This is a genomic window from Humibacter ginsengisoli (assembly GCF_054780095.1).
In genome coordinates this window covers 432,143-457,424 of record NZ_BAAGWZ010000006.1, presented here as the reverse complement: position 1 = coordinate 457,424, position 25,282 = coordinate 432,143, and the positions used below count along the sequence as shown (strand labels likewise).

The 25,282-nt window shown below is 65.9% G+C and carries 23 protein-coding genes and 1 tRNA gene; 19 read left to right on the top strand and 5 right to left on the bottom strand.

Features of this window, described 5'->3' with window-relative positions; genetic code table 11:
* Positions 1–44: 44 nt before the first annotated feature.
* The 5 genes from ACYVI5_RS10410 to ACYVI5_RS10390 all read left to right on the top strand — a co-directional run bounded on the left by ACYVI5_RS10410 (position 45) and on the right by ACYVI5_RS10390 (position 6,313).
* Positions 45–1,865, top strand: a complete 1,821-nt coding sequence (locus tag ACYVI5_RS10410) for an acetolactate synthase large subunit (RefSeq protein WP_460580110.1) — start codon at positions 45–47, stop codon at positions 1,863–1,865.
* Positions 1,866–1,868: 3 nt separating this feature from the next.
* Positions 1,869–2,378 carry an acetolactate synthase small subunit gene (gene ilvN, locus ACYVI5_RS10405; RefSeq protein WP_170024247.1) on the top strand — a complete coding sequence of 170 codons (510 nt, stop codon included), beginning with the start codon at positions 1,869–1,871 and terminating at the stop codon, positions 2,376–2,378.
* A 64-nt stretch (positions 2,379–2,442) separates the two neighbouring features.
* Complete coding sequence (ilvC, locus tag ACYVI5_RS10400) at positions 2,443–3,471, top strand: NADP-dependent ketol-acid reductoisomerase (RefSeq protein ID WP_460535957.1); 1,029 nt, start codon at positions 2,443–2,445, stop codon at positions 3,469–3,471.
* 139 nt (positions 3,472–3,610) lie between these two features.
* The gene (locus tag ACYVI5_RS10395) at positions 3,611–5,521 is read left to right on the top strand and encodes a 5'-nucleotidase C-terminal domain-containing protein (RefSeq protein ID WP_460580109.1); all 1,911 of its coding nucleotides are present in this window, start codon (positions 3,611–3,613) and stop codon (positions 5,519–5,521) included.
* 36 nt (positions 5,522–5,557) lie between these two features.
* A complete protein-coding gene (locus ACYVI5_RS10390; protein ID WP_460580108.1) occupies positions 5,558–6,313 on the top strand; it encodes a copper homeostasis protein CutC in 756 nt (251 codons plus the stop codon).
* A gap of 142 nt (positions 6,314–6,455) precedes the next feature.
* Here ACYVI5_RS10390 and ACYVI5_RS10385 read toward each other — a convergent pair whose 3' ends face one another.
* Both ACYVI5_RS10385 and ACYVI5_RS10380 read right to left on the bottom strand, forming a co-directional pair.
* Entirely contained in the window at positions 6,456–6,779 is a 324-nt protein-coding gene (locus ACYVI5_RS10385) for a GNAT family N-acetyltransferase (protein WP_460580107.1), read from the bottom strand.
* A 198-nt stretch (positions 6,780–6,977) separates the two neighbouring features.
* On the bottom strand, positions 6,978–7,796 hold the full coding sequence (locus ACYVI5_RS10380) for an NAD-dependent epimerase/dehydratase family protein (protein ID WP_460580106.1): 819 nt from the start codon (positions 7,794–7,796) through the stop codon (positions 6,978–6,980).
* A gap of 247 nt (positions 7,797–8,043) precedes the next feature.
* On the opposite strand from ACYVI5_RS10380, the gene serA reads away from it, so the two are divergent.
* A complete protein-coding gene (gene serA, locus ACYVI5_RS10375) occupies positions 8,044–9,639 on the top strand; it encodes a Rossmann-fold NAD(P)-binding domain-containing protein (protein WP_460580105.1) in 1,596 nt (531 codons plus the stop codon).
* A 59-nt stretch (positions 9,640–9,698) separates the two neighbouring features.
* Here the strand turns inward: serA and ACYVI5_RS10370 are convergent, their stop codons facing one another.
* A complete protein-coding gene (locus ACYVI5_RS10370; RefSeq protein WP_460580104.1) occupies positions 9,699–9,956 on the bottom strand; it encodes a DUF6458 family protein in 258 nt (85 codons plus the stop codon).
* Positions 9,957–10,192: 236 nt separating this feature from the next.
* Here ACYVI5_RS10370 and ACYVI5_RS10365 point away from each other — a divergent pair, with 236 nt between their 5' ends.
* The 4 genes from ACYVI5_RS10365 to ACYVI5_RS10350 all read left to right on the top strand — a co-directional run bounded on the left by ACYVI5_RS10365 (position 10,193) and on the right by ACYVI5_RS10350 (position 13,798).
* Positions 10,193–11,242 carry a 3-isopropylmalate dehydrogenase gene (locus tag ACYVI5_RS10365; RefSeq protein ID WP_460535971.1) on the top strand — a complete coding sequence of 350 codons (1,050 nt, stop codon included), beginning with the start codon at positions 10,193–10,195 and terminating at the stop codon, positions 11,240–11,242.
* 105 nt (positions 11,243–11,347) lie between these two features.
* Complete coding sequence (locus tag ACYVI5_RS10360; protein WP_460580103.1) at positions 11,348–12,457, top strand: branched-chain amino acid transaminase; 1,110 nt, start codon at positions 11,348–11,350, stop codon at positions 12,455–12,457.
* A gap of 7 nt (positions 12,458–12,464) precedes the next feature.
* Positions 12,465–13,238 carry a fumarylacetoacetate hydrolase family protein gene (locus tag ACYVI5_RS10355; protein ID WP_460580102.1) on the top strand — a complete coding sequence of 258 codons (774 nt, stop codon included), beginning with the start codon at positions 12,465–12,467 and terminating at the stop codon, positions 13,236–13,238.
* A 71-nt stretch (positions 13,239–13,309) separates the two neighbouring features.
* Positions 13,310–13,798, top strand: coding sequence for a hypothetical protein (locus ACYVI5_RS10350; RefSeq protein WP_460535977.1), 489 nt, complete (start codon positions 13,310–13,312; stop codon positions 13,796–13,798).
* Here the strand turns inward: ACYVI5_RS10350 and ACYVI5_RS10345 are convergent.
* Positions 13,761–14,873: an aminotransferase class V-fold PLP-dependent enzyme gene (locus ACYVI5_RS10345; protein WP_460580101.1), complete on the bottom strand. Its 1,113-nt coding sequence runs from the start codon at positions 14,871–14,873 to the stop codon at positions 13,761–13,763. The two genes, ACYVI5_RS10350 and ACYVI5_RS10345, sit on opposite strands and share 38 nt — an antisense overlap.
* A gap of 81 nt (positions 14,874–14,954) precedes the next feature.
* Here ACYVI5_RS10345 and ACYVI5_RS10340 point away from each other — a divergent pair, with 81 nt between their 5' ends.
* Positions 14,955–15,917: a LysR family transcriptional regulator gene (locus ACYVI5_RS10340; protein WP_460580100.1), complete on the top strand. Its 963-nt coding sequence runs from the start codon at positions 14,955–14,957 to the stop codon at positions 15,915–15,917.
* Between the two features lie 29 nt (positions 15,918–15,946).
* Entirely contained in the window at positions 15,947–17,476 is a 1,530-nt protein-coding gene (gltX, locus tag ACYVI5_RS10335) for a glutamate--tRNA ligase (RefSeq protein WP_460580099.1), read from the top strand.
* A 5-nt stretch (positions 17,477–17,481) separates the two neighbouring features.
* Here the strand turns inward: gltX and ACYVI5_RS10330 are convergent, their stop codons facing one another.
* Positions 17,482–17,835 carry a hypothetical protein gene (locus tag ACYVI5_RS10330; RefSeq protein ID WP_460580098.1) on the bottom strand — a complete coding sequence of 118 codons (354 nt, stop codon included), beginning with the start codon at positions 17,833–17,835 and terminating at the stop codon, positions 17,482–17,484.
* A 169-nt stretch (positions 17,836–18,004) separates the two neighbouring features.
* Between ACYVI5_RS10330 and ACYVI5_RS10325 the strand changes: the two genes are divergently transcribed.
* The 7 genes from ACYVI5_RS10325 to ACYVI5_RS10295 all read left to right on the top strand — a co-directional run bounded on the left by ACYVI5_RS10325 (position 18,005) and on the right by ACYVI5_RS10295 (position 25,253).
* A tRNA-Gln gene (locus ACYVI5_RS10325) sits at positions 18,005–18,076 on the top strand.
* 1,212 nt (positions 18,077–19,288) lie between these two features.
* Positions 19,289–19,444, top strand: coding sequence for a hypothetical protein (locus ACYVI5_RS10320; protein ID WP_460580097.1), 156 nt, complete (start codon positions 19,289–19,291; stop codon positions 19,442–19,444).
* Positions 19,444–19,719 carry a hypothetical protein gene (locus ACYVI5_RS10315; protein ID WP_460580096.1) on the top strand — a complete coding sequence of 92 codons (276 nt, stop codon included), beginning with the start codon at positions 19,444–19,446 and terminating at the stop codon, positions 19,717–19,719. Before ACYVI5_RS10320 ends, ACYVI5_RS10315 begins: the two co-directional genes overlap by 1 nt.
* Before the next feature lie 35 nt (positions 19,720–19,754).
* Positions 19,755–20,075: a Fic family protein gene (locus ACYVI5_RS10310; protein WP_460580095.1), complete on the top strand. Its 321-nt coding sequence runs from the start codon at positions 19,755–19,757 to the stop codon at positions 20,073–20,075.
* Positions 20,076–20,742: 667 nt separating this feature from the next.
* Positions 20,743–22,713 (top strand): ATP-binding protein, encoded by a 1,971-nt coding sequence (locus ACYVI5_RS10305; protein ID WP_460580094.1) that lies wholly within the window; start codon positions 20,743–20,745, stop codon positions 22,711–22,713.
* Positions 22,714–22,920: 207 nt separating this feature from the next.
* On the top strand, positions 22,921–24,084 hold the full coding sequence (locus ACYVI5_RS10300) for a hypothetical protein (protein ID WP_460580093.1): 1,164 nt from the start codon (positions 22,921–22,923) through the stop codon (positions 24,082–24,084).
* A gap of 41 nt (positions 24,085–24,125) precedes the next feature.
* Positions 24,126–25,253 carry an SAP domain-containing protein gene (locus tag ACYVI5_RS10295; RefSeq protein WP_460580092.1) on the top strand — a complete coding sequence of 376 codons (1,128 nt, stop codon included), beginning with the start codon at positions 24,126–24,128 and terminating at the stop codon, positions 25,251–25,253.
* Positions 25,254–25,282 lie beyond the last annotated feature (29 nt).

Here is a 25,282-nt window from a genome sequence, read left to right as displayed (position 1 = left end):
CGTTCAGCTCCTCCATTCGACGCATCTCAAGGAAGTCGTCCCCCATGACAACGGAACCTCGAGCCGTGCCGACTTCGGCAGCGCGTGCTGCCGGGGCCGGCGGTTCTTCAGAGAAACCAGACCTCATCACCGGATCGGCCGCCATTCTGCGGTCGCTCGCCCACCTCGGCGTCAAGGATGTCTTCGGCATCCCCGGCGGCGCCGTCATCCCGTTCTACGACGAGCTCATGGCGCAGAACGCCATCAGGCACATCCTGGTGCGCCACGAGCAGGGTGCGGGGCACGCGGCCGAGGGTTACGCGACCGCAGGCCGCCGAGTCGGCGTCGCGATCGCCACCTCCGGTCCCGGCGCGACCAATCTCGTCACGGCGATCGCCGACGCACACATGGACTCCGTTCCGACGCTGTTCATCACCGGCCAGGTGTTCTCCACCTCGATGGGGACGGATGCCTTCCAAGAGGCGGACATCGTCGGCATCACGATGCCGATCACGAAGCACTCGTTCCTGGTGAAGCGCGCTGAGGACATCCCTGCGACCATCGCTGCGGCCTACCACATCGCATCCACCGGTCGACCCGGCCCCGTGCTCGTGGACATCACGAAAGACGCCCAGCAGAACCTGATGGAGTTCTCCTGGCCGCCGGTGGTAGACCTGCCCGGCTATCGCCCCGTGACGAAGGCGCACGGCAAGCAGGTGCACGCGGCCGCGCGCTTGCTCGCTGAGGCGAGCAAGCCCGTGCTGTACGTCGGCGGCGGAGTCGTGCGGGCGCAGGCATCCGACGAGCTCGCGGTTCTCGCCGAGGCGACCGGTGCCCCGGTCGTGACGACGCTGATGGCGAGGGGGGCATTCCCCGACTCGAACAAGCAGCACCTCGGCATGCCAGGCATGCACGGCACGGTCGCGGCAGTGCTCGCGCTTCAGGATGCCGACCTCATCGTCTCGCTCGGCGCACGGTTCGACGACCGCGTGACGGGCAAGGTGTCGGAGTTCGCTCCGCACGCCAAGATCGTGCATGTCGACGTCGACCCGGCCGAGATCTCCAAGATCCGGCACGCCGACGTTCCGATCGTCGGCGATGCCAAGGACGTCATCGCCGACCTGACTTCCGCCTACGAGCACGAGGTGGCCGCGGTCGGCAAGCCCGACCTCAGCGACTGGTGGGCCAAGCTCGACGGGCTGCGCACGCAGTTCCCGCTGGGGTATGCGCCGACCAGCGACGGTCTGCTCGCGCCGGAAGGCATCATCCAGCGCATCGGGGAGCTCACCGGCCCAGAGGCGGTCTACGTCGCCGGCGTCGGACAGCACCAGATGTGGACCGCGCAGTTCATCAAGTACGAGCGTCCGAACGCCTTCCTCAACTCGGGAGGCGCGGGCACGATGGGCTACGCGATCCCCGCGGCGATGGGTGCGAAGGTGTCGCAGCCCGACCGCGTCGTGTGGGCGATCGACGGCGACGGATGCTTCCAGATGACCAATCAGGAGCTCGCCACCTGCACGATCAACGACATCCCGATCAAGGTCGCGATCATCAACAACTCGTCGCTCGGCATGGTGCGGCAGTGGCAGACCCTGTTCTACGACGGGCGTCACTCGTTCACCGACCTCGACACCGGACACGAGACGCGGATGATCCCCGACTTCCTGAAGCTCGCCGAGGCGTACGGAGCGTTGGGCATCCGGGTCACCAAGGAAGACGAGGTCGACGACGCGATCAAGCTGGCCCTGGAGACGAACGACCGCCCGGTCGTCATCGACTTCATCGTGAGCCGCGACGCCATGGTGTGGCCGATGGTGCCGCAGGGCGTCAGCAACTCGAACGTGCAGTACGCGAAAGACCACGCACCGACCTGGGGAGAGGAGTAGGCCATGTCGACACACGTGCTGTCGTTGCTCGTCGAAGACAAGGCGGGTCTGCTCACCAGGGTCGCCGGGCTGTTCTCCCGTCGCGGCTTCAACATCTCGTCGCTCGCCGTGGGTGTCAGCGAGGTGCCCGGCCTGTCGCGCATCACCGTCGTGGTGGACGTGGAGGACGCCCCGCTCGAGCAGGTCACCAAGCAGCTCAACAAGCTGATCAACGTGATCAAGATCGTCGAGCTCGATCCGGACCAATCCGTGCAGCGAGAACACCTGCTGATCAAGGTGCGCGTCGACCACACCACGAGGTCGCAGGTGCTGGAGGCCGTGAATCTCTTCCGCGCCCGAGTGGTCGACGTGGCCACTGACGCTTTGGTGATCGAGGTCACCGGCGACACCGGCAAGACCGAGGCGCTCCTACGGGTGCTCGAGCCCTACGGCATCAAGGAGATGGCGCAGTCCGGCCTGCTCGCGATCGGCCGCGGCTCCAAGTCCATCACCGACCGCGTCTTCAAGAACTGACGAATCCGCACAACACCGACTTCACACAACACCGACTTCACACAACAAGGAGAGAAACACATCCATGGCTGAGATCTATTACGACAACGACGCCGACCTGACGATCATCCAGGGCAAGAAGGTGCTCGTGATCGGCTACGGGTCGCAGGGCCACGCCCACGCCCAGAACCTGCGCGACTCGGGCGTCGAGGTGCGCATCGGCCTGCAGGAGGGCTCGAAGTCCACTCAGCGCGCGCAGGAGGCCGGCTTCCAGGTGGTCACGCCTGCTGAGGGCACCGCATGGGCCGACGTGATCGTGATCCTTGCGCCCGACCAGGTGCAGCGCCACCTCTACGCGAACGACGTCGCCCCGAACATCAGCGACGGCAAGGCGCTGGTCTTCGGGCACGGCTTCAACATCCGCTTCGGCTACATCCAGGCGCCCGAGGGCGTCGACGTTGTCATGGTCGCCCCGAAGGGGCCGGGCCACACCGTGCGTCGCGAGTACGTCGCAGGGCGCGGTGTTCCGGTGATCGTCGCCGTCGAGAACGACGCGACGGGCAACGCCTGGCCGCTCGCCCTCAGCTACGCGAAGGGCATCGGCGGCCTGCGCGCCGGCGGCATCAAGACCACGTTCACCGAGGAGACCGAAACCGACCTGTTCGGCGAGCAGGCCGTGCTCTGCGGTGGCGTGTCACATCTGATCCAGGCCGGCTTCGAGACGCTCACCGCCGCCGGGTACCAGCCTGAGATCGCGTACTTCGAGGTGCTCCACGAGATGAAGCTCATCGTTGACCTGATCTGGGAGGGCGGCATCTCCAAGATGCGCTGGAGCGTCTCCGACACGGCCGAGTACGGTGACTACGTCTCCGGCCCGCGCGTGATCGACGAGGGCACGAAGGAGCGCATGAAGGGCATCCTCGCCGACATCCAGTCGGGTGCATTCGCCGAGCGCTTCATCGGTGACCAGGATGCCGGCGCCCCGGAGTTCCTGCGCCTCCGCAAGGAGGGTGAGGACCACCCGATCGAGTCCACCGGACGCGAGCTGCGCAAGCTCTTCGCGTGGAACTCGAGCGACGACGATGACTATGTGGACGGCGAGGTCGCCCGTTAGGCGATCAGTCCGCGAGACGACGGATGCCGCTGCCCGGGAGGGTGGCGGCATCCCGCATTTCGCGCAGACGAGCAAGTACGGGAAGTTCACCTGTTCGTCCCTTGTTCGGCTGTCGTCGGCTGTGGTCGCATAGGGTTCCATGAGCGAACCCACACACAGCCATCAGGCATCCCACTACAACGAACCCGCACCCCGCTGGTGCTCCTGCGCAGTGCCGGATGACGTCGAGGCGCAGCGCAACGAGGCGCGTCGCCACGGCATCAGCCGACGGGGTCTGATCACCGGGGCATCGGCGGCGGGAGTCCTCGCCGCTGCCGGCTGGCCGGGCGCCGCGCAGGCCGCGCAGCCGGATCACGGAGCACCGGGCGGGAACGGCAAGAACGTGACCATCACGATCATGGGCACGTCCGACATCCACAGCAACGCGATCAACTGGGACTACTACAAAGACGCGGCGTTCAGCGACGCATCAGGCGACGTGGTCGGCCTCGCGCGCGTGTCGACCCTCGTGAACCAGATCAGGGCCGACCGTGGGCGCGACCACACGCTGCTTTTCGACGCGGGCGACATCATCCAGGGCACGCCGCTCGGGTTCTACTACGCCACGGTGGAGCCGACCACGAAGACCGGAGCCATCCACCCGATGGCGCTGCAGATGAACGCGATCGGCTACGACGCCGTCGTTCTCGGCAACCACGAGTTCAACTACGGTCTCGACTTCCTCGACCACTGGATCTCGCAGATGCAGGCGCCGGTGCTCGCGGCCAACGCCGTGCACCCTGGCACCAAGATCCCGAAGTACAAGCCGTACGTCGTCAAGACGATGAAGTTCAAGGGGATGCCGCCGCTGCGGGTCGGCGTGCTCGGGCTGACGAATCCCGGCATCGTGATCTGGGACAAGGCGAACGTCAGCGGCAAGCTCGACGTGCTCGACGTCGTCGAGACGGCGAAGGCGTGGGTGCCTCGGATGCGCAACGACGGTGCCGACATCGTGGTCGTCAGCGTGCACGCCGGCGACAGCGGCCTCTCGTCGTACAGCGGCGATATCCCGGTCGAGAACGCCGCCGCGATGCTCGCGGAGCAGGTGCCCGGGGTGGATGCGATCTTGTTCGGCCACGCGCACATCGACGTGCCGCAGCGCTTCGTCACCAACAAGACCACGGGTGAGCAGGTCGTGATGAGCGAGCCGAAGTGCTGGGGCGAACGCCTGAGCGTCTTCGACCTGTCGCTCTCGTTCGAACGTGGTAGCTGGAAGGTGAACTCGAAGTCGGCCATCACCGTCAACACGAACACGGTCGTCGACGACCCGAAGCTGGTCGCCGTGGTGAAGTCCGAGCACGACGCCGTCGTGGCGTACGTGAACACGGCGGTGGCGACATCCACCGAGGCGATGTCTGCCGCGGAGGCATGTTGGAAGGACACGGCGATCCTGGACTACATCAATGTGGTGCAGACGGCCAAGGTGACCGAGGCGATCGCGGGCACCTCCTACGCATCGCTGCCCGTGGTGTCTATCGCCGCGCCGTTCAACCGTGCGGCCACGTTCCCCGCAGGATCGGTGACCATCAAGGATGTAGCCGGCCTCTACATCTACGACAACACGCTGCTCGGATCGGTGCTGACCGGCTCCCAGATCAAGGACTACCTGGAGTACTCGGCGCGCTATTACCAACAGGTCGCCGCCGACGCGCCTGTCGACCCGGCGTCGTGGACGAACAACCACAACCTGCCCGACTACAACTACGACCAGTTCTCCGGAGTCGTCTACGGCATCGATATCTCGCAGCCGGAGGGATCCCGCATCACCGGCCTGACCTACAACGGTGTTCCCGTGGCCGCCGATCAGCAGTTCGTGGTCGCCGTGAACAACTACCGTCAGTCCGGCGGTGGCGGGTTCCCGCACATCGCGGACGCACCGGTCGTGTACAACGCACAGGTCGCCATCCGTGAGGCGATTGTCGCCTACGCCACGGCACAGGGCACGATCGACCCTGCGCAGTTCCATGTGGAGAACTGGCGGCTCGTACGAGGCGGGACGCCGGTCTTCTGATCGTCGGCTACGGCATCCGCCCGCGATACTGAGGGCATGACACGCGTCGGCGCGCCCGAGATAGAGATCGCGGTTCAAGACCTCGATGGTGTTCGGATCGCCCTCGACGAGGGCGCCGATCGGGTGGAGCTCTGCAGCGCGCTCGGGGTGGGAGGCCTCACCCCGAGCGCCGGCATCATCGAGCGCGCAGCCGCGCTCGGTCGCGACCGCGGTCGCAGAGACTTCGTGCACGTGCTGATCCGCCCGCGCAGCGGAGGCTTCTTCTACTCCGTCGATGAGCTCAACGTGATGCTGCGCGACATCCGCCAGGCCAGAGAGCTCGGCGCCGGCGGTATCGTCGTCGGCCTCGTCGACAAGCACGGCAAGGTGGATGTCTCGTCGATGGCCGCGCTGGTGGCTGCGGCCGGGTCGCTGCCGGTCACCTACCACCGGGCCATCGACGTGGCGAAGGATGCATCGTCGGCGGTGCGGGCGCTGGCCGCGGTCGGCGTGCGTCGCATCCTCACCTCCGGCGCAGCACGCCACGCGATCGAGGGGCTGCCCATGCTGCGCTCGTTCGTGGAACACGCGGCGGGTGCCGTGCAGGTCATGGCGGGCGGCGGCATCACGGCCGATCAGTTGCCGGTACTCGCCGAGACCGGCGTGGATGCCGTTCACCTCTCAGCACGGATGACCGTCACCGGGCAGGCGAGCGGACCGGGCGGTGGTCATCCCGAGTACGACACGACGGATGCCCACGCGGTGCGGGCGATGATTCGCGCCCGCGAGGCGCTCACCGCGTCGACCCGCTGAGCTGTTCGCGCCATCGCGGTCCCGCCATCTCAGCGAGACAGGCATGGTCGCGCTCTCCGCGCGAGTACAGGCAGACTTTGCCTGCTTTCGCGTGGTTTGCCTGTTCTCGTCGCGGCAAAACCGACCTCGGCGCCTACCTGGTCTACGGGTCGAGGTCGTAGACCATCCAGCGCACCGAGGCGACACTGTCGTAGAGACGGCGTGCAATCGCGTTGCCCGGTGCTGAGATCCAGCGCAGCTTCGTCGTGCCATGCGCCCGGGTCCGCTCCACAACACCCTCGATGAGCGCCCGGCCCGCACCCTGCCCCTCGCAACCGGGTCGGTGAAGAGATCGTCGAGAAAGAGTCCAGTACCCGCCGTGCCGGAGCGGGCGAAGGTGCGGTAGTGCGCGATGCCGGCGACTGTGCCGTCTGACGGATTCTCTGCCAACATTCCGCGGACCTCGTGCGAGGAATCCGTCAGCCATCCCCACACCGTGTCGAGCACGTTGTCGGTCGCCAGTTTGTAGAAGTCGCGATACGCCGCGAAGAGCTCGGGCCGCCTGTCGTGGTCGTGCGGTTCGACGGCACGGACGATCCAGCGGGTCATACGTCGCTCCGTTATGGCCGGGTCCGGTCTGCGGTTCCGCCAGTGCCCTTGGTGCCCTCCGCCGTGACGCCGCTGTCTAGGGCGACGAAGCCCTCGCGCCAGGAGGGGAAACGCGGCGTCCAGCCGCGCTCGCGGGCGAGCGCGTTCGAGACGGGCGACCGTGCGGCAGACCGGCCGGGACCGGCGGGGGAGTCGTGCCGAGCGCGGCGGCGAGCACAGGCATCCACTCGTTGGCGCGCGCCGGCTCGTCGTCGACGATGTTCACAACGCCGTGCGGCCAGCCGAGGGCGAGCACGGTCGCGGACGCCGCATCAGCGACGTGGACGAAACTTCCCACCTCGGTCATGGGCGCCAGCGCACGTTCGAGGGTGGCCTCGGATTCCGCAGCACGCGAGCTGCGCCACGTTCCAGGCCCGTAGAACTGGCCGAATCGCAGAACGACGCCTTCCGGCAACTCGAGCACGGCGCTCTCGAGCTCCGCGACGCCCGGCATCAGTCCCTTCCGGAAAGGCTCGCTCTCGGTCGCGAGCGCGTCGCCGTCCGGCACCACCCAGCTGATGCTCTGCGCGACCATGCGGCCCACGCCGTGCCGCTTCGCAGCGTCGACGAGGATGCGCGTCCCCTCGATCCTGATCCTGGAGTTGGCGCCCAGGTCGTAAGCCGAGAGGTCGGTGAGCTGATGGATGACGGCATCCGGCCGTGCGCTCTCGAACGCGGCCTCGACGGAGTCAGGTACGTAGACATCCATCACGAGCGGATGCGCTCCGTCCGCCTCCAACGTGCGCGCCTTCGCGGCGGAGCGGCTGGTCGCCCACACCTGGTGCCCGGCGGCGGCGAGAGCCGGTGTGAGCTGCCGTCCGATAGCACCGGCGCCGCCGGCCAGGAGGATGCGCATCGAGGCCCCTTCACAAATCGTCATGTTCCGCAGAAAGGCTACGGGCGAGAGCCCGTGGGCACCGGTCCAATTCCGGCCCAGCAGGGCGGGCCGTTTCACGAAGCCGTCCAGCAGGCCGAGCGCTCATGTGCGCGCTGGCGCATCTGGCGCCCATTAGTGTTGAGGTGACCTGCGCCCCGATGGCCGTGGCGTGCGGGCGCGTCCGCCCACACCTGAATCCGCACACTCTCGTCGAAGGGTCCCTTTCGTGTCGAAACCGGTCGTACTGATCGCCGAAGAACTCTCGCCTGCGACCGTCGAGGCCCTCGGGCCCGACTTCGAGATCCGCTCGGTCGACGGCACCGACCGGCCTGCGCTCCTGGAGGCGCTCACCGACGCCGACGCCGTGCTCATCCGGTCGGCGACGAAGATCGACGCCGAAGCCGTGGCCCACGCACCGAACCTGAAGGTGGTGGCGCGCGCCGGGGTCGGACTCGACAATGTGGACATCAAGGCGGCCACCGAGGCGGGTGTCATGGTGGTCAACGCGCCCACCTCTAACATCATCTCGGCCGCCGAGCTCACGATCGGGCACATCCTCTCGCTCGCCCGCTACATTCCGGCCGGAAACGCGTCGCTCACGGGCGGGGAGTGGAAGCGCTCGAAGTACACCGGAACCGAGCTGTACGAGAAGACGATCGGCATCATCGGTCTCGGCCGTATCGGTGCGCTGATCACCGCCCGTCTGCAGGCGTTCGGCACGTCGGTCATCGCGTACGACCCGTATGTCACGTCCGCCCGGGCGCAGCAGCTCGGCGTGCAGCTGGTGGGTCTCGACGAACTGTTGCAGCGCGCGGACTTCATCACCATCCACATGCCGAAGACGCCGGAGACGATCGGCATGATCGGCGACGACCAGCTCGCGCTCATGAAGAAGAGCGCCTACATCGTCAACGTCGCACGCGGCGGCCTCATCGATGAGGATGCCCTCTACCGCGCCCTGACCAGCGGCACGATCGCCGGCGCCGGCCTCGACGTGTTCAGCACGGAGCCCCCGTTGGAGTCGCCGTTGCTGAAGCTCGACAACGTCGTGGTCACACCGCACCTCGGCGCGTCGACCGCAGAGGCGCAGGAGAAGGCCGGCGTCTCGGTCGCGCGGTCGGTGCGCCTTGCGCTCTCCGGCGAACTCGTGCCCGACGCGGTCAACGTGGCCGGTGGCGTGATCGACCCCTACGTGCGCCCCGGCATCCCTCTGCTCGAGAAGCTGGGCCAGGTGTTCAGCGGACTGGCCAAGAACAGCCCGATCACGAGCGTCGACGTCGAGATCCGCGGCGAGCTGGTCGACTACGACGTCAGCGTGCTCAAACTCGCCGCGCTGAAGGGCATCTTCACCAACATCGTCAGCGAGAACGTCTCCTACGTGAACGCGCCGCTCCTTGCGGAGCAACGCGGCATCGAGGTGCGCCTGCTCACGGATGCCGTGAGCGAGGACTACCGCAACGTGCTGACCCTGCGGGGTGCGCTCGCCGACGGGTCGCAGGTCTCGGTCTCGGGAACGCTCACCGGCCCGAAGCAGATCGAGAAGATCGTCGGCATCGACGGATACGACGTGGAAGTCCCTCTCGCCGAGCACCTCATCGTCATGGTGTACGACGACCGTCCCGGCATCGTCGCCGTGTACGGTCGCGAATTCGGAGAGGCCGGCATCAACATCGCCGGCATGCAGATCGCACGCACCACAGCAGGTGGCAAGGCGCTCAGCGTGTTGACGGTGGACTCGCCGGTGCCAGAGGGCATCCTCGAGACCGTGCGTGCGGCGATCGACGCCGACGTGATGCAGGCCATCGACATCACCGAGTCGTAGCAAGGACGGCGACGATCACCGGCGCCTGGACTGCGGCGCCGGCGATCGTCACGTGTGTGTCAGTAGTCGTCGCCGGGGTCGTCGCGACGGGTGCTGTCCACCCGTTGTCCGGTGCTCGGGTCGATCGTCGTGTTCCTGGTGATTCTCGAGGTGCGTCTGCGGGTGATCAGGATGATGCCGATGATCGTGATGATGATGCCAGCGATCAGGCAGATGTAACCCACCATGTGCAGGTCGATCCATCCGACGTTGACGTTCAGCGCGAAAGCGAGGATGGCGCCGATCACGATGAGGAAGATCCCGCCTCCAATACTCATGATGCTCCTCCTTTGCTCCGTTCTCGCGTCCGCCCACGACGTGGGCGCCGTGTGCACGCGGATCGCGACAGCTTGACGTTAGGAAGCCCTTGGCCCCGACCGGAAGGGATCGACCGGGAAGTCGGGATGGTGTAGGGGCGCGCCCGGCCACCGATACGCTGGTGGTATCCCAGAACGGTGTGCCGAGCGCTGCGGCGCGTCGTGACGGCGCAGCCGATCCCGCGAGAAGGAGTCCCATGTCCCGTCAGGTCACTCTCGCCGTCATCCCGGGTGACGGCATCGGTCCCGAGGTCGTCGCCGAGGCAGTCAAGGTGCTTGATGCCGTCGTGGATCCGGCCGACGTCGTCTTCGAGAAGACCTATTTCGAGCTCGGCGCGGCGCGCTACCTCGCCACCGGCGATGTGCTCACCGACGGCGATCTCGCGGCGATTGCCGGGCACGACGCGATCCTGCTCGGCGCCGTGGGTGGAAAGCCGGGCGACCCGAGGCTGGCCGGTGCGAACATCGAACGCGGTCTGCTGCTCAAGCTGCGGTTCGCGCTCGACCACTACGTCAACCTGCGCCCGACCGCGATCATGCCAGGCGTGACGAGCCCGCTGAGCGACCCCGGAGACGTCGACTTCGTGGTGGTACGCGAAGGGACGGAGGGACCGTACGTCGGCAACGGCGGCGCCATCCGCGTCGGAACGCCGAACGAGATTGCGAACGAGGTGTCGGTGAACACCGCCTTCGGCGTCGAGCGCGTCGTGCGCTACGCGTTCGAACAGGCTGAGAAGCGGCGCAAGCGGCTCACGCTCGTGCACAAGACCAACGTGCTGGTGCACGCGGGCGGCCTGTGGAAGCGCATCGTCGACGAGCTGGCCGCCGAGCATCCGGATGTCGCGGTCGACTATCTGCACGTCGACGCGGCGACGATCTTCCTGGTCACCGATCCTGCTAGATTCGATGTCATCGTCACGGACAACCTCTTCGGCGACATCCTGACCGATCTCGCGGCCGCGATCAGCGGTGGTATCGGTCTCGCGGCATCCGGCAACATCAACCCGGACGGCGCGTTCCCGAGTATGTTCGAGCCCGTTCACGGCTCGGCACCCGACATCGCCGGAGAGGGCAAGGCAGACCCCACCGCCGCCATCCTCTCCGTCGCTCTACTGCTCGACCACCTCGGTCACGAGGATGCCGCAGGCCGCGTTCGCGCGGCCGTGACGGCCGACCTCGCCGAGCGGTCGACGCAGCGGAGCACGTCCGAGATCGGCGACGCGATCGTTGCTCGGCTGGCGGGCTGATCGCCCTGGATACGTCCCTCCGGACGCTCGGGCCGCTGACGTAATCTGTTCTCGATGCGCGGCGCTCACGCACGGCGCATCGACCGACCTCAAAGGGGATCACCGATGACCATTCCGCTCACTGACATCACGCCGCTCACGTGGCAGGTGACGCCGAACCCGGCGCCGCGCAGCACGGTGGAGCGGGAGCAGATTCTGACCGACCCGGGCTTCGGGCAGCACTTCACCGACCACATGGTCGACATCTGCTGGTCGGCGAAGGGCGGCTGGCATCGGCCGCGGGTCAGCCCTTACGGCCCCATCCAGCTGGAGCCGTCCGCCGCCGTGCTGCACTATGCGCAGGAGGTCTTCGAGGGGCTCAAGGCGTACCGGCACGCAGACGGCTCGATCTGGACGTTCCGTCCGGAGGCGAACGCGCGCCGCATGCAGCGCTCGGCTCACCGGCTGGCCCTGCCCGAACTGCCCACCGAGCACTTCGTCGAGGCCATCCGGCAACTCATCGCCGTGGACGGCGACTGGGTGCCCTCCGCCCCGGAGACGAGCCTTTACATCCGTCCGTTCATGTTCGCCAAGGAGGCGTTCCTCGGCGTGCGGCCGGCCGACAAGGTCGCGTTCTACGTGATCGCCAGCCCTGCCGGGGCCTACTTCAAGGGCGGCATCGCGCCGGTCTCGATCTGGCTCTCCGACGAGTTCTCGCGGGCCGGGGTCGGCGGCACGGGCGCGGCGAAGACGGGCGGCAACTACGCGGCCAGCCTGCTGCCTCAGTCCGAGGCGTACGAGCACGGATGTGCGCAGGTGCTGTTCCTCGACTCCGTCGAGGGCAAGTTCCTCGAGGAGCTCGGCGGCATGAACGTCGTGCTCGTGTATCGGGACGGCACGCTGGTCACGCCGGCGTCCGACTCGATTCTCGAGGGCATCACGCTGGAGTCGATCCTGCAGCTGGCTCGAGACCGCGGACACCGTGTCGAGCAGCGTCCGGTGTCCATCGACGAGTGGCGCGCAGGTGAGGCATCCGGTGACATCGTCGAGGTCTTCGCCTGCGGAACGGCAGCGGTGGTGACACCGATCGCGCAGCTGAAGGCGCGCGACTTCACCATCGGCTCCGCCGATGCCCCTGCCGGCGAGCTGACGATGTCACTGAGGCAGGAGCTCACGGACATCCAGTACGGGCGCGCAGAGGACCGGCACGGCTGGCTCACCCGGATGGACGGCTGACGCCCGAGTGAAGATCGCACGTTTCAGTCACGCAGGCACGCTCTCGTTCGGCATCCTCGACGAGGATGAACGGGAGTGGGTCGTACTCGCAGGCGACCCGATGTACGCCGGCTACGACACGACGGGGGAGCGGGTGAAGCTGGCGGATGCCACGCTGCTGGCTCCCGTACTCCCGCGGTCGAAGGTCATCGGCATCGGACGCAACTACCGTGAGCACGCCGAGGAGATGGGCTCGGAGCCGCCCGCCGAACCGCTCATGTTCCTCAAGCCGAACACGTCGGTGATCGGACCGGACGACGCCATCGTGCTTCCGCCGCAGTCCGAGCGGGTCGAGCACGAAGGCGAGCTCGTTGCCGTGATCGGCAGGATCGCGAAGGATGTCTCGCCGCAGAATGCGCTCGACTACGTTTTCGGCTACACCGCGGGCAACGACGTCACCGCGCGCGACCTGCAGCGCAAAGACGGTCAGTGGGCGCGCGGCAAGGGGTTCGACACATTCTGCCCGCTCGGGCCCGTGATCGAGACCGAGTTCGACGCGGCATCCGCGACCATCGAGACGCGGGTGAACGGGGACGCGCGACAGTCCGGCCGCATCTCCGACCTGATGCACGGCATACCGGAACTCGTCGCCTACGCGTCGAGCGTATGGACCCTGCTGCCCGGTGACGTGATCATGACCGGAACCCCAGCGGGTGTCGGTCCGTTGACGGCGGGCGACCGGGTGGATGTCACCGTGAGCGGCATCGGCACGCTCTCGAACCCGGTGCGCACGAAGGGTTAGATACCAGCGGGTCGAGCTCGTCCGTTGGCTGAGCCCGTCGAAACTCGCCTGGCGCCCCCTAGACTGCGGCCATGACCGAAGACTGGGGAGAGTTCTTCGTCGCCATCGCGGGAGCGGCCGCGGCGCTGGCCGGTCTCATCATCGTGGCGATGAGCGTGACCATCAAGGAGATCCTCGCGTCTTCGTCGCTCCCGTCACGCGCGGCGACGACGGTCAGCTCCATGGTGCTGATCCTAGTGATCGCGGTGCTCTCGCTCATCCCGCACCAGCCCGACATCGCACTCGGCATGGAGATCCTCGTTGCGAGCCTCATCGGACTCGTTCCGCCGGTGGTCATGATTCTGCGCATGGCGACCGACTCGTCGTATCGGCGCTCAGCGTCGTCGATCGCCTTCATCGGCGCGCTGTGCATCGTGCCGGTCGTGCTCGCCGTTCTCGGGGGCGCGTTCATGATCGCGGGCAACACCGTGGCCTTGGCTCTGCTCGCAGCGGCGATCGTGGCTGTGCTGGCGAGCTCGATGCTCAATGCGTGGGTACTGCTCGTCGAGATCCAGCGCTGACTCCGGCCGGCACTGTTTCGCGCTTTCCAGCCAGCCGACCCAGCGCGCGAAGGGCGCGGTCCACATCGCTCTCGTCGTTCCACACGTGGAACGCGACCCGTGCTCGGCCGGCCCGGCCCGACGCCACGATCCCCGCCTCGGTCAGGGCTCGCAGATCGGCGCCCATGGCGTCTTTCCAGGTGACGATGGCGCTGCCACGGCTCTCGAGCCGGAGGCCGGCGGCGAAGGCGTCCGCGAGCTCGACGTCGTGTTCCCGGACCGCGCGCATGTCCGCATCCGCGAACAACTCAAGTGCGGGGGCGGCACCGGCGACCGCCTGCCACGCCGGCGACACGTCGAACCGCCGGGCTGAACCGGCCAGGGGAGCTGACGGCCCATAGCAGGAGGTCCACGGGTCTTCGCCCGCGTACCATCCGGCGTGCAGCGGGATCAGCTCATCCGCGAAGTCGGGTGTCACCGTGAAGAAGCACACTCCGCGCGGCGCGCAGAGCCACTTGTAGGCGTGGCAGATCGTGGCATCCGCTGTCTCTGGCACCAGCGGCAACCAGCCTGCTGCCTGCGTGGTGTCGCAGAGTACGCGTGCGCCGACGCGAGAGGCGACGGAACGGATGCTCGTGGCATCCGCGATCTCGCCCGTCGCGGACTGCACGAGGGAGTAGACGACCAGCCACGTATCGTGGGAAATCGCATCGGACAGCGCCGACAGGGGAACGTGTCGCACGCGAACGCCCCGGCGCTCGTGCTGCAGGAACGGGAAGACGATGGAGCTGAAGTCGCCGTCGACGCAGAGCACCTCGGCCCCGTCAGGAACGGATGCCGCGATCATGCCGGCGAAGACCGAGCTCTGCGAGCCTATGGCCACGCGGTCGACGTCGACACCGGCGATGCGAGCGAAGGCTGCTCTCGAACGCGCGACGGATTCGTCGTAGTGTGCGGGACTGGCGGTGCCGGCGCGCCAGAGCTCGAGGTCGTGGCGGAGGGCGTCCATCGAGCACGCGGCAGGCAGGCCCCCGGTGCAGGCCGCCAGGTAGCCGGCGCCTGCGCCGTCGAATTCGGTGCGGAAGTGTTCAAGCACCTTTTGAGCCTGAGCGATGCACAGTCATTGCACAATCGCAGGTGTTCGATCACTCCCATAACGTACGATTATGCTTCGCTCATGACCCTGCAACAGGATGCCGCGTCGCTGGAACTCGATGCCCACACGCTGCGCATCATCCGCGCCATCGTCGAGCACGGCTCGATCACTGCTGCGGCGGGCGCGCTCGGGTACAGTCAGCCGGCGTTGAGCCAGCACTTGCGCCGCGCAGAGGCGCGCATCGGTATGCCGCTCATCGTCCGCTCCGGCAGGGGTGTGCGCCTGACGGAGGCGGGACGTGTTCTCGCCCGGCACGCCCGCACGATCACGACGGCACTCGACGCCGCCGCGGGCGAGCTGGCCGAACTGTCGGGGCTGCGCGCCGGGCGGGTGCGGCTCGCCGCGTTTCCCACCGCGTCGTCCACCCTGGTTCCGCAGGTGCTGCGGAGCCTGCAGGCGACGCATCCCGGCATCGGAGTCGGGTACCTCGAGGCTGAGCCGCCGGAAGCGGTGGAGGCCGTTCGGGCCCAGCGCGCCGACCTCGCGATCACGTTCGCCTATCCGGGCGACCGCGTCGATCCGCACGCGGAGGGCGCCAGGGGGCTCGTCGTCGTGCCGCTGTGGCACGACGAGGTGATGGTGGTGCTGCCTTCCGGGCATCCGGCCTCTGAGACCGATGCCGTCGACCTCGCAGCGTTGTGCGACGAGAACTGGATCGCCGGATGCCCGCGGTGCCGCGGGCATTTGTTGCAGCTCGCCGAGACGTCGGGTTTCCGTCCCGCCATCTCGTACGAGACGGACAACTTCACGGCCGTGCTCGGCATGGTCTCGGCGGGACTCGGCGTGGCGCTCATGCCGTCGCTGGCGCTCGCCGTCTCCGCACTGCCCGCCGACGTCGTGATCAGGCCCACAGCGAACCGCGACCGGCGTACGATCCACCTGGTCGGCGCGCCGGGCAGCGACCAGGTGCCGGCGATCGCTGCCACGGTATCGGCGATCCTCGAACTGGATGCCGCAGCCTGGTCTCTCGCGCCCGCCGGCTGAGCATCTCGCCGCCCGTAGACTTGAGGACGATGTCCGAGACCTCCTCACCGGCCGCGTATCCGTTCAGCACCGCCACCGGAACCGATGTGCGCGTGCGCTTCTGTCCGTCGCCCACCGGAACACCTCACGTCGGTCTGATCCGCACGGCGCTCTTCAACTGGGCGTATGCAAGACACACCGGCGGCAAGCTCATCTTCCGGATCGAAGACACGGATGCCGCGCGCGACTCGGAGGAGAGCTACGAGCAGCTTCTCGACGCCCTCACCTGGCTGAAGATCGACTGGGACGAGGGGGTCGTGACCGGCGGTCCCGACGGGCCGTACCGCCAGTCGCAGCGCAGCGAGATCTATGCAGCCGTTCTGGACCGTCTGATCGATTCCGGGCACGTCTACGAGAGCTACTCGACGCCGGAAGAGATCGAGGCGCGCAACGTCGCCGCCGGGCGTCCGAAGCAGCACGGCTATGACAACGGCGACCGCGAGCACACCCCGGAGCAGCTCGAGGCGTTCCGTGCCGAGGGCCGTCAGCCGGCCTTGCGCCTGCGCGTGCCGGACACCGAGCTCGGGTTCGATGACCTGGTGCGCGGCCCGATCACGTTCCCGGCTGGCTCGTTCAGCGACTTCGTGGTCGTGCGTCCCAACGGGCAGCCGCTCTACACGTTCGTGAACCCGGTCGACGACGCGCTCATGCGGGTCACCCACGTGCTGCGTGGCGAGGACCTGCTGCCATCGACCGCACGGCAGATCGCGCTGTACCGCGCGCTCATCGACATCGGTGTAGCCGACTTCATCCCGCAGTTCGGTCACCTTCCGTCGGTGCTCGGTGAGGGCAACAAGAAGCTGTCGAAGCGCGACCCGGAGTCCAACCTGTTCCACCACAGGGAGCGCGGTTTCATCCCCGAAGGTCTCGACAACTACCTCGCGCTGCTCGGCTGGGGCTACTCGCACGACCGGGATGTCTTCACCCTCGACGAGATGGTCGAGAAGTTCGACGTCGCCGATGTGAACCCGAATCCGGCGAGATTCGACCTGAAGAAGGCGGAGGCGATCAACGCTGACCACATCCGCCTGCTCGAGACCGCCGATTTCGCTCAGCGCACGATTCCCTACCTCGTCGAGGCGGGCATCCTGTCGGAACCGCTCAGCGATCGGCAGCTGGCGGTTCTGGATGCCGCTGCCCCGCTCGTGCAGGAGCGTGTGCAGTTGCTGGGGGAGACGCCTGGAATGCTGGGATTCCTGTTCACGGATGCCGCGGCGCTGCGCTACGAGGACGACGCCCTCGCGGGTCTGCCCGACAACACGGTCGAGGTGCTGCGCGAGTCGATCTCAGCCTTGGAGCGGCTCGGTGAGCACCTGTGGACGCACGAGGGCATCGAGGTCACGCTGCGTGCGGCGCTCATCGAGGTTCTCGGCTTGAAGCCGCGCGTCGCGTTCGGACCGCTGCGGGTTGGCGTGAGCGGTCGCCGGGTGTCGCCGCCGCTGTTCGAGTCGATGGAGATTCTCGGCAAGACCGAGACGCTCGCGCGGCTGGAGCGCCTGCTCGGGCTTCGCGGCGAGTAGCGGCCCTACTCGAGGCGGCGCCCGACGTAGCGGTAGGCCTCGTCGGCGAGCTGCTCCCAGTCGAGCCCGGAATGGGGGTCGAGCGCGAGCCACTCCTTCATTGGCGTGCCCTTGTTCGCGTCGAAGCGGATGCCCTCACCCGCGTCGACCAGATCGCTCACCCGCGCCGCCGGAAGCTTGACGACGAGGCGACCGCGCACGAGCATCGCGAAGATGTGCCCGTCGACCCGCAGCGAGCTGTTGCCGAATCCTTGCGTCGCGCCGGGAGGCATGATCCCGTCGCGGCCGATGAACTCGGTGACCAGCTCGTCGAAGCGGCCGTGCAAGCCGTCGGTTGCGGCGGCATCCTCCTGGGTCATGGGCTCACGGTAGACCCGCCGGGCGATGACGTTCAATGGTAATGCGCACGCGATCGATCGACGTTTTGGCCGCCATGCCCCGCGTCCGGTAAAGTGGTCCCTCGTGCCGCCCAGGTGGCACCGGTCGGGATCGACTCCGACTCGTGGTCCGCCCTTAGGGGTAGACCAATGGGGTATGGTGTAATTGGCAACACGGCTGATTCTGGTTCAGTTGTTCTTGGTTCGAGTCCAGGTACCCCAGCAAAGTAAAACCCCCGTTCATCTGGGGTTTTTGTTTCATCTAGTCCACGGTTTCGACGCTGATCACTGGCATGGGGTCTTTTCAGGGCGGATTCAGTGCTCTGAACCGCGGCCGTGGCGTGACCGGTACGTGAAGGCCCGGGCTGGTTCGACTCCTTACGGTTTCAGGCAGGGTTGCTACGTTCCGCCTCCGATGATCGGGCCAATGCTCGGCAGATGACGACGGACAGAATTGGTGTTGATCCTCCGGCCACGAGCGTGAAACCTGGTCAGGATGTGTAGGGCCAGGTTGGCACCCGGCGAGCTCGGGGTGATCGGGTTTGCCGTGCTCGCGAGTGGCGCGGTGCAGGCGGCCGCGAGGATGCGAGACGAGATGGGCGTCTTGCGCAGGTTGAAGGCCTCGGGTGCGACGGAGGCCGAGGCCGGCGCTGCTCTCGAGACGCAGGCGGAACGGATTCGCTTTCACACTCTTGGGCCTGTGCTGAGCGGGGAGTCGACGATCGCTGAGGCGTGCGCGGTCTTCGTGCTCGAGAAGTCGGCGGAGGGGCTGTGGAGGATTCGACGCTCGAGACATACAGGTCCTGTATCGACAACGTCATCGTCCCGCAGTGCGGGAATCTGCGGTTGCGTGATCTGTCGGTGATGCGCTGTAACCGGATCCTGCAGGCTGTTCGAGTACAGAACTCGCTCTCGTCCGCACGGAAGGCCAAGCCTGCGGATGCTCGGACACGCCGATGAGCAGGTAACGCGTCGGAGCTACGTCGTCACGGCAGAGTTAGTCGACCCGGTTACAGCCCAGATTATGGACACCGCATTCGAAGGGCTTCTTTGACGAGTGATTCGCACATGGCGGGTCGGCGGTGCCCCGCGAAACTGGATTGAGCCGAGAGTGCGGCTACGCAAGGTCGCTCCATCGGGCGATCGCTGCCGCTCCGCACGGTCGGAGGCGTACGTATTAAGTCATGGTCGGCGCGATCGAGGGAGACTTGGTCTCGATCCGAGCTCTCCGCCGCGATCACGACCGACCAGGTATCTTGCCGAGTTGTAGTGCGCAAGGGCCTTATTGCTCCAGCGCACCGCGGAGATGCGGTGGACTCCGTCCTTTGCGTTCGGTGACGGTGCGCCGGCGTTTGCTGGGATCCGACAGCCCAGGTAGTGCTGACCCTGGTCAGGTAACACGTAACCCGCCCGAGAGCGGGTTGGAGGCGAGCACATGAAACGTAAAGAGATTACGGTCGAGGCGCTGCGTCGTGCCGCGATGCGCTCGACGCGCGCCTCTGCCGCGCTGGAGAATCGTTCGGTGCCTGCTGGCACGGTCCGCTCTGAGCGGGTCGAACGGTTTCTCGCCGCTCGCAATCAGCACGCCTGATGAGCGTTGACCCCGGATACGGCGAAACACCGCTGGAGCCGGAGGAATCCGATGCGCTGACTGAGCGGGCTCGGTCGATCTTCGGCGATCAAGCGACGAAGATCGAATTGTATGAGGCTGAACAGGCGATCAACGATGAGGTCAGTCTCGCGCGACTCGTCGAGGTGGCGGCAGGCGATCTGTCGCTTGGTGAACTGCTCACGGATGGGTTTCTCCGTGATCTGCATACGGTGATCTCTGGACGTGGGCCGGACGCTACCGGACACGGGATCTGAACATCGGCGTCGACCCCGCGCAGATCGCGTCCGAGATGCGGGCATCTCTGGAAAACATCCACTACCGGTGGGAACACACGACGGATTGGACGCCACGGGAGCTGGGTATCGCGGCTCACGCCGAGACCGTCCGCATCCATGGCTTCGTCGACGGAAACGGGCGCACAACCCGATTGCTTGCGGACCTCGTCTTCTTCGCCGCGCAAGACTCCGAGACACTCGCCGTCGCCTACGACTGGGCCATAGACAAACGCTCGTACATCGCACTGCTCAGAGACTACGACCGCACTCGAGATCCGAAGCCTCTCGCCGCGTTCGTTCCCGTGCGCCAGATCGACGGGGATTCGTTGTCGTAATAGCTCGAGGAAGTTATCGTGCCTGTGATGTCCACGGACACGGACGACGATTTTGGTTGGACAATCACCGCCCTGCTAAACCATTCCGCAGTCCCCAAGCGTTCCGAGCGACGGATGGGATAAGCGGTAGCCCTCGTCCCAGACGAAGTTCAGCGACCGCAGCTTGGGCACGCGTCAGATACATCCCCTTCTCCTCCCATTCGCGACGTCTGGCCTCGTTGCGCGCTCCTCCTCTTCAACGCGTCCGCCATCCGACGCTTGGCGGCATGCTCCGCCCTCTGCTCATCCGTCAGCTTCGCCATGCAGCACCCTCGTCTCGATGTCGGAGGTCACGGCCACACTGGTGCCGTGGCAGACCTTGACACCAAGAATGGCCGCCCGCTTCGACGCAGCGGCGACAAACTGTTTGCGCGCTCGGGAACCTACGTCGGCAGGATCAAGGGCGACCACGTTTTCGATCCGTCGGGATGCTACGCGGGCACCATCGTCGGCCACCGCGTCGTGTACCGCTCGACACACACCGGATGGATTGCAGGTCCGACGGTCTCGGCGAACCGAGGCGCGAGCGGCGCAGGGAATCGCGGAGTATCTGGTATTTGGGGCGACGAGCCCCCGTTTCCCGACTGAAGGAGGGCTCGGCATGAGCGCGGGCCCTACAGTGAGTATGGTGAGGGACCTTCCACTTTCTGCCGGCGGCGATCTTGTCACGCGCCTCGCACGCGAGCGCGACCCGGTGCGAGGTGTCGTGGAACTGGTGTGGAACGCGATCGATGCAGAAGCCGACACCGTCCGCGTGAGACTCGCCCGTACGCAGCTGGACGCCATCGAGAGCGTGAGCGTCGAGGACGACGGCCATGGCATCTCCTCTGACGAGGTTCCGGCCACGTTCGGTCGCATTGGTGGCTCGTGGAAAGCGCTAGCGACGCGGTCGAAGAACGACAAGCGTCGGCTGCACGGCAAGCTCGGCGAGGGGCGTCTGCGTGCCTTCGCGCTGGGTTCGCGCGTGACGTGGGTTAGCGAGAGTGTGAACACCGCAGGCAAGCATGAGCGCGTGCTCATCGAAGGTGCGAAGGAACGCGCGGAGCCGTTCAGCTGGGAGGCAACCCCGTCCACTGAGACGAAGACCGGCACTGTGGTGACGGCCCTCAACGAGCAGGATCGCAGCCTCAACTCGCTGATCAGCGACACCGCATCATCGACCCTCACTTCGCACTTCGCGCCGGTGCTGCTCAATGACGAGACGCTGACCGTCATCTTCGATGGCACTAAGCTCAACCCGGCTAACGAGATCCTCGACGACACGACAGTCGAGGTTGCCCTCGATACTGTTCCCGAAACGGTGGCGTCGATTCGCATTATTGAGTGGCGCACTGGCAAACACCGCGCCGTCTACTTTGGTGAGGACGCGGAGCGCTTCGTCGTCGAGGCGTCCGGCTCGGAGCTGGAGAGTCAAGCCACTTTCTCCGCCTACGTCACATGGCCCGGATTCGATACGGACTCTCTCGCTGACCTCGGGCTCGGCGATATGGCTCCCGATCCTGCCGGTGCCGTCTGGCGTGCCACTCGGGCAACGGTGAAGGAGCACTTCGCGTCTCGTCGTCGAGCCCGTCGTCGCGACCAGATCGACGAGTGGAAGTCGAAGGGTATCTACCCCTACGAGGAAGAGCCCACCACGGAGGCCGACAGGGCGGAACGGGCGGTGTTCGACATCGTCTCTAGCGCCCTGGTTCCACAGATTCCGAAGCGGAAGGATGGCGCGCAACTCACCCTCAATCTGCTTCGTGATGCGCTGAAGACCGATCCGGAGAACCTGGCCGTACTCGTCAGTGAATTCGTGGCACTCAGCGAGCAGGACCGCAAGGCGCTTACCAAGCTGCTCAGCGAGACGTCGCTGGCCGGTGTCATTCGCAGCGCGAACCTCGTCACAAGCCGCAGCAAGTTCCTCGCGGGCCTCGAGCACCTCCTCTTCGATCCGGACGATTCGAAGAAGGTCGGCGAGCGGGACCACCTCCACAAGATCCTCGAGCACGAGCTGTGGATCTTCGGCGAGGAGTACCACTTCATGAACAGCGAGCGCGGCCTAACGCAAATGTTGCGAACGCACCTCAAGCTCGAGGGGCTCCGGGGCGACAAGGTTGAGCCCGTCAAGCGGTGGGATGGCAAGAGCGGCCGCGTCGATCTTCACGTGGCCGCGAAGTTCCAAGAACACGATCGGGTACGGCATCTCGTTGTCGAACTGAAAGCACCGGGTATCGTCGCCGGCCGTAAGGAACGCGACCAGATTGAGGACTACGTCAACGTCGTTGTCAAGACACCGGCGTTCGCCAGCGAACGCGCCACCTGGGACTTTATCCTGGCAGTGACGGACTACGACGAGTTAATCGAGAACTCGTTCAAGGGCGACAACCGCGAGCTTGGCCTCGTCCTTGAGCCGGACAGCAAACCAGGGCGGCCCACCGTTCGGGCGTACGTGCGCCGGTGGCGGGACATCATCGACGAGAACAAGCGCCGGCTGGACTTCGTGACCGGCTCGCTTGAGTTCGATCCGTCGCTCGCCGAGGGATTGGCTTTCATTCGCGAGGAATACGCCGAGCTGATCCCCGAAAATCTGGCCTTCGACGACCCCGAGAACCCATAGAACTAAACAGGCGGCGGCGTCACGCAGACCCGCTCAGAATTGCTCCGTGACACCATGTGGTCGCATCATCATCGCCCGCATCGCTACATTCTCGGCGCGGCGGGAGGGAAAGGAAGAATAGCTGAGATTGCGCCAGGAGAACGACTCACCCTCTCCGCGGAGACCTATCGGTACTGGATAAGCGACTACGGAAACCGTAGAGTCCGTGTGCTCACGCAGGACGGGCAAGAGCGCTCGATGCCGATCCCCGATGACGATCCGATCCTCAACGAAGGACTCAAGTGGTCGTGTTTCGATTGGGAGAAGTGGTGGGTGATCAGCTGCACCGACCGCGATGATCTCGTCATCTTTGAGGGATACAGGCCGGACAATCCCGCGCCCTTCAACGGTCGTCCTAGTGTCTACCTGGATCAGAACCATTGGAGCACGCTCGCCCAGGCGCAGTTCTCGCCAGAGCGGGTTATACGGCCGGGCGAGTTGGAGGCTGCTCGCCGTCTCATTGCGCTCGCCGAGGACGGGGGAGTTGTCCTTCCACTCTCATCGGCGACCTTGGTAGAGACAACCCGACTCGGAAATGACCGGAGATACGAAGTAGGCGTTGCTGTAGCCCGGCTCGCTGCCGGATGGCAGATGCGACATCCGCTGGAGGTTCGGCTAGTCGAGTTCGCCGGGCTGTTCTCGCGGCGATTCAAAATTGCACCCCCTGCGATTAGTGCATTGCCAGTGGTGTCCCTCGAACCCTACTCGGCGTTGCAGATGGAGCCGCGAAGCTACGCATTGAGCCCAGACTCCGGACTCCTGCTCCAGATGCTCACCGGAGCATCCGTGACTTTGGCGACGCTAATCGACGCGGACCCCATCCCGAGCGCAGTTCCCGACGATTGGGTCAAGCTCAACCAGAGCTTCGCGCAGGAGTTGGCGCTGAAACCAAGACGAGAGCGCCGCGCACTGGCGTGGGCGGCCGCGTGGCTAGACAACAGCGAGTCGATCAACCAGGCGCTATCCGTACTGGAGCTACCCCGTGAGGTGCTGGCCTCCATTGCGACCCGGGCCATTCCAGAGGTTCTCGGGACTCTTCCGATGGTCAACCGCTTCAGTGAGCTCATGATCAGACGTCATTTGAATCCGAATCGCCGATGGCGGCCCAACGACCTCACGGACATGATGTACCTGGCATGTGCGGACGCCTACTGCGACTACGTCGTTGCCGAGCGGTCCACCGGGAGCCAACTTCAAGAGATCGACAGGGCGGCAGGGCAGCCGGGCAGAGTCCACGTATCGATCGCGTCGCTCGTGCGGCAGCTTGCGGCCGACGGGATCGAGACTGCCGCTGGGCGCGGCCTGCCTGGGGTGACGACCTGCCTGGGGTGACAAGAGGATGTATCCGACGTAGCTGTTCTTGAGGAGGAGCCGTGGGCTTGTTTGACCGCTGGAAGAAGGACTCGAAGCACGAACCGGAGAGTGTGCCGGCCCCTCGGGCACCGGTGGAGAGCGTCCTGGATTACCGGATCGAAGTTACTGGGCTCGACGAGGAGGTCGTGCCGATCGAGGAGCGCATCGCGCACAGCCAGCCGGACACGTTCGGCCTCTACCCGCACGAGATCCTCGCGCTTGACTACGCTCCCAAGTTCACAATGACCGGGCAGAGGTTCCAGGGGTTCTGGGAGTACAACTACGGGGTCAAGAGTGTCTCGCAGGTATTGAAGTCTCTCATCTCACGCGGATTCCTCACCGAGAGCACACGGGCCGATACTGTCACCCAGCAGACTGCGGCCTCCTTGAAGCGGGTCCTCGCCGCTCGCGGCCTTTCGACGACAGGCGCGAAGGCGACCTTGGTCGCCCGTGCCCTCGCCGACGTGCCCTTCGCCGATCTCGAGAAGGCGTTTCCTCAGCGTTACTACGCGCTGACCGGGTCGGGGCACGCGGCGCTCGACGCTTCCCCGTTCATCCCGTATATTCACCGGCACCCCACGATGGAGTACCTCGATATTTTCGAGCTCACGAAGATGGTTCAGGCCAATCCGTCTGTCCCGTGGCGCGACCTGGTCTGGCGGCATCTCAACGAGCAATCAGTGAAGCACGGTGCTGCTGGCGACTGGGGCTTGTACCGCAATGCGCGCCGCTCGATGAGTGTGTTCGCAGCCGAGGAGGGCCGGTGGCGCGACGCAATCACCCTGATGGCCGAGGTGAACTACTGGGACCTCAGCGGCACAAGCAACGGTTTCCGCATGGAGTACCTGGGGATATACGCCGACAGCTTCTTCCCCTACCCGGAATCCACGGCGCGCATCGCCCCGGCGAACGTCACAGAAATCGTGAAGTGGGCGACAACTGAGTGCCTCGCCGATGATGCTCTACGTGGGCTCATGGCCCAGGGGCTGGCCGAAGTGTCTGCGCCGTTCCACTTGTTCACCAAGGATGAGGTGATCGACGCCTTCTTCCTCACCAGAGACCAGAACGCTCATGGGCTGATCGCGCTCTTCGAGACTGCGGAAAAGCGGTTCAAGGCGGCGTACCCGACTCTCAAACGCTTCCGGTGACGGAGATTGCACCCTTGCGTGCTGCGGAG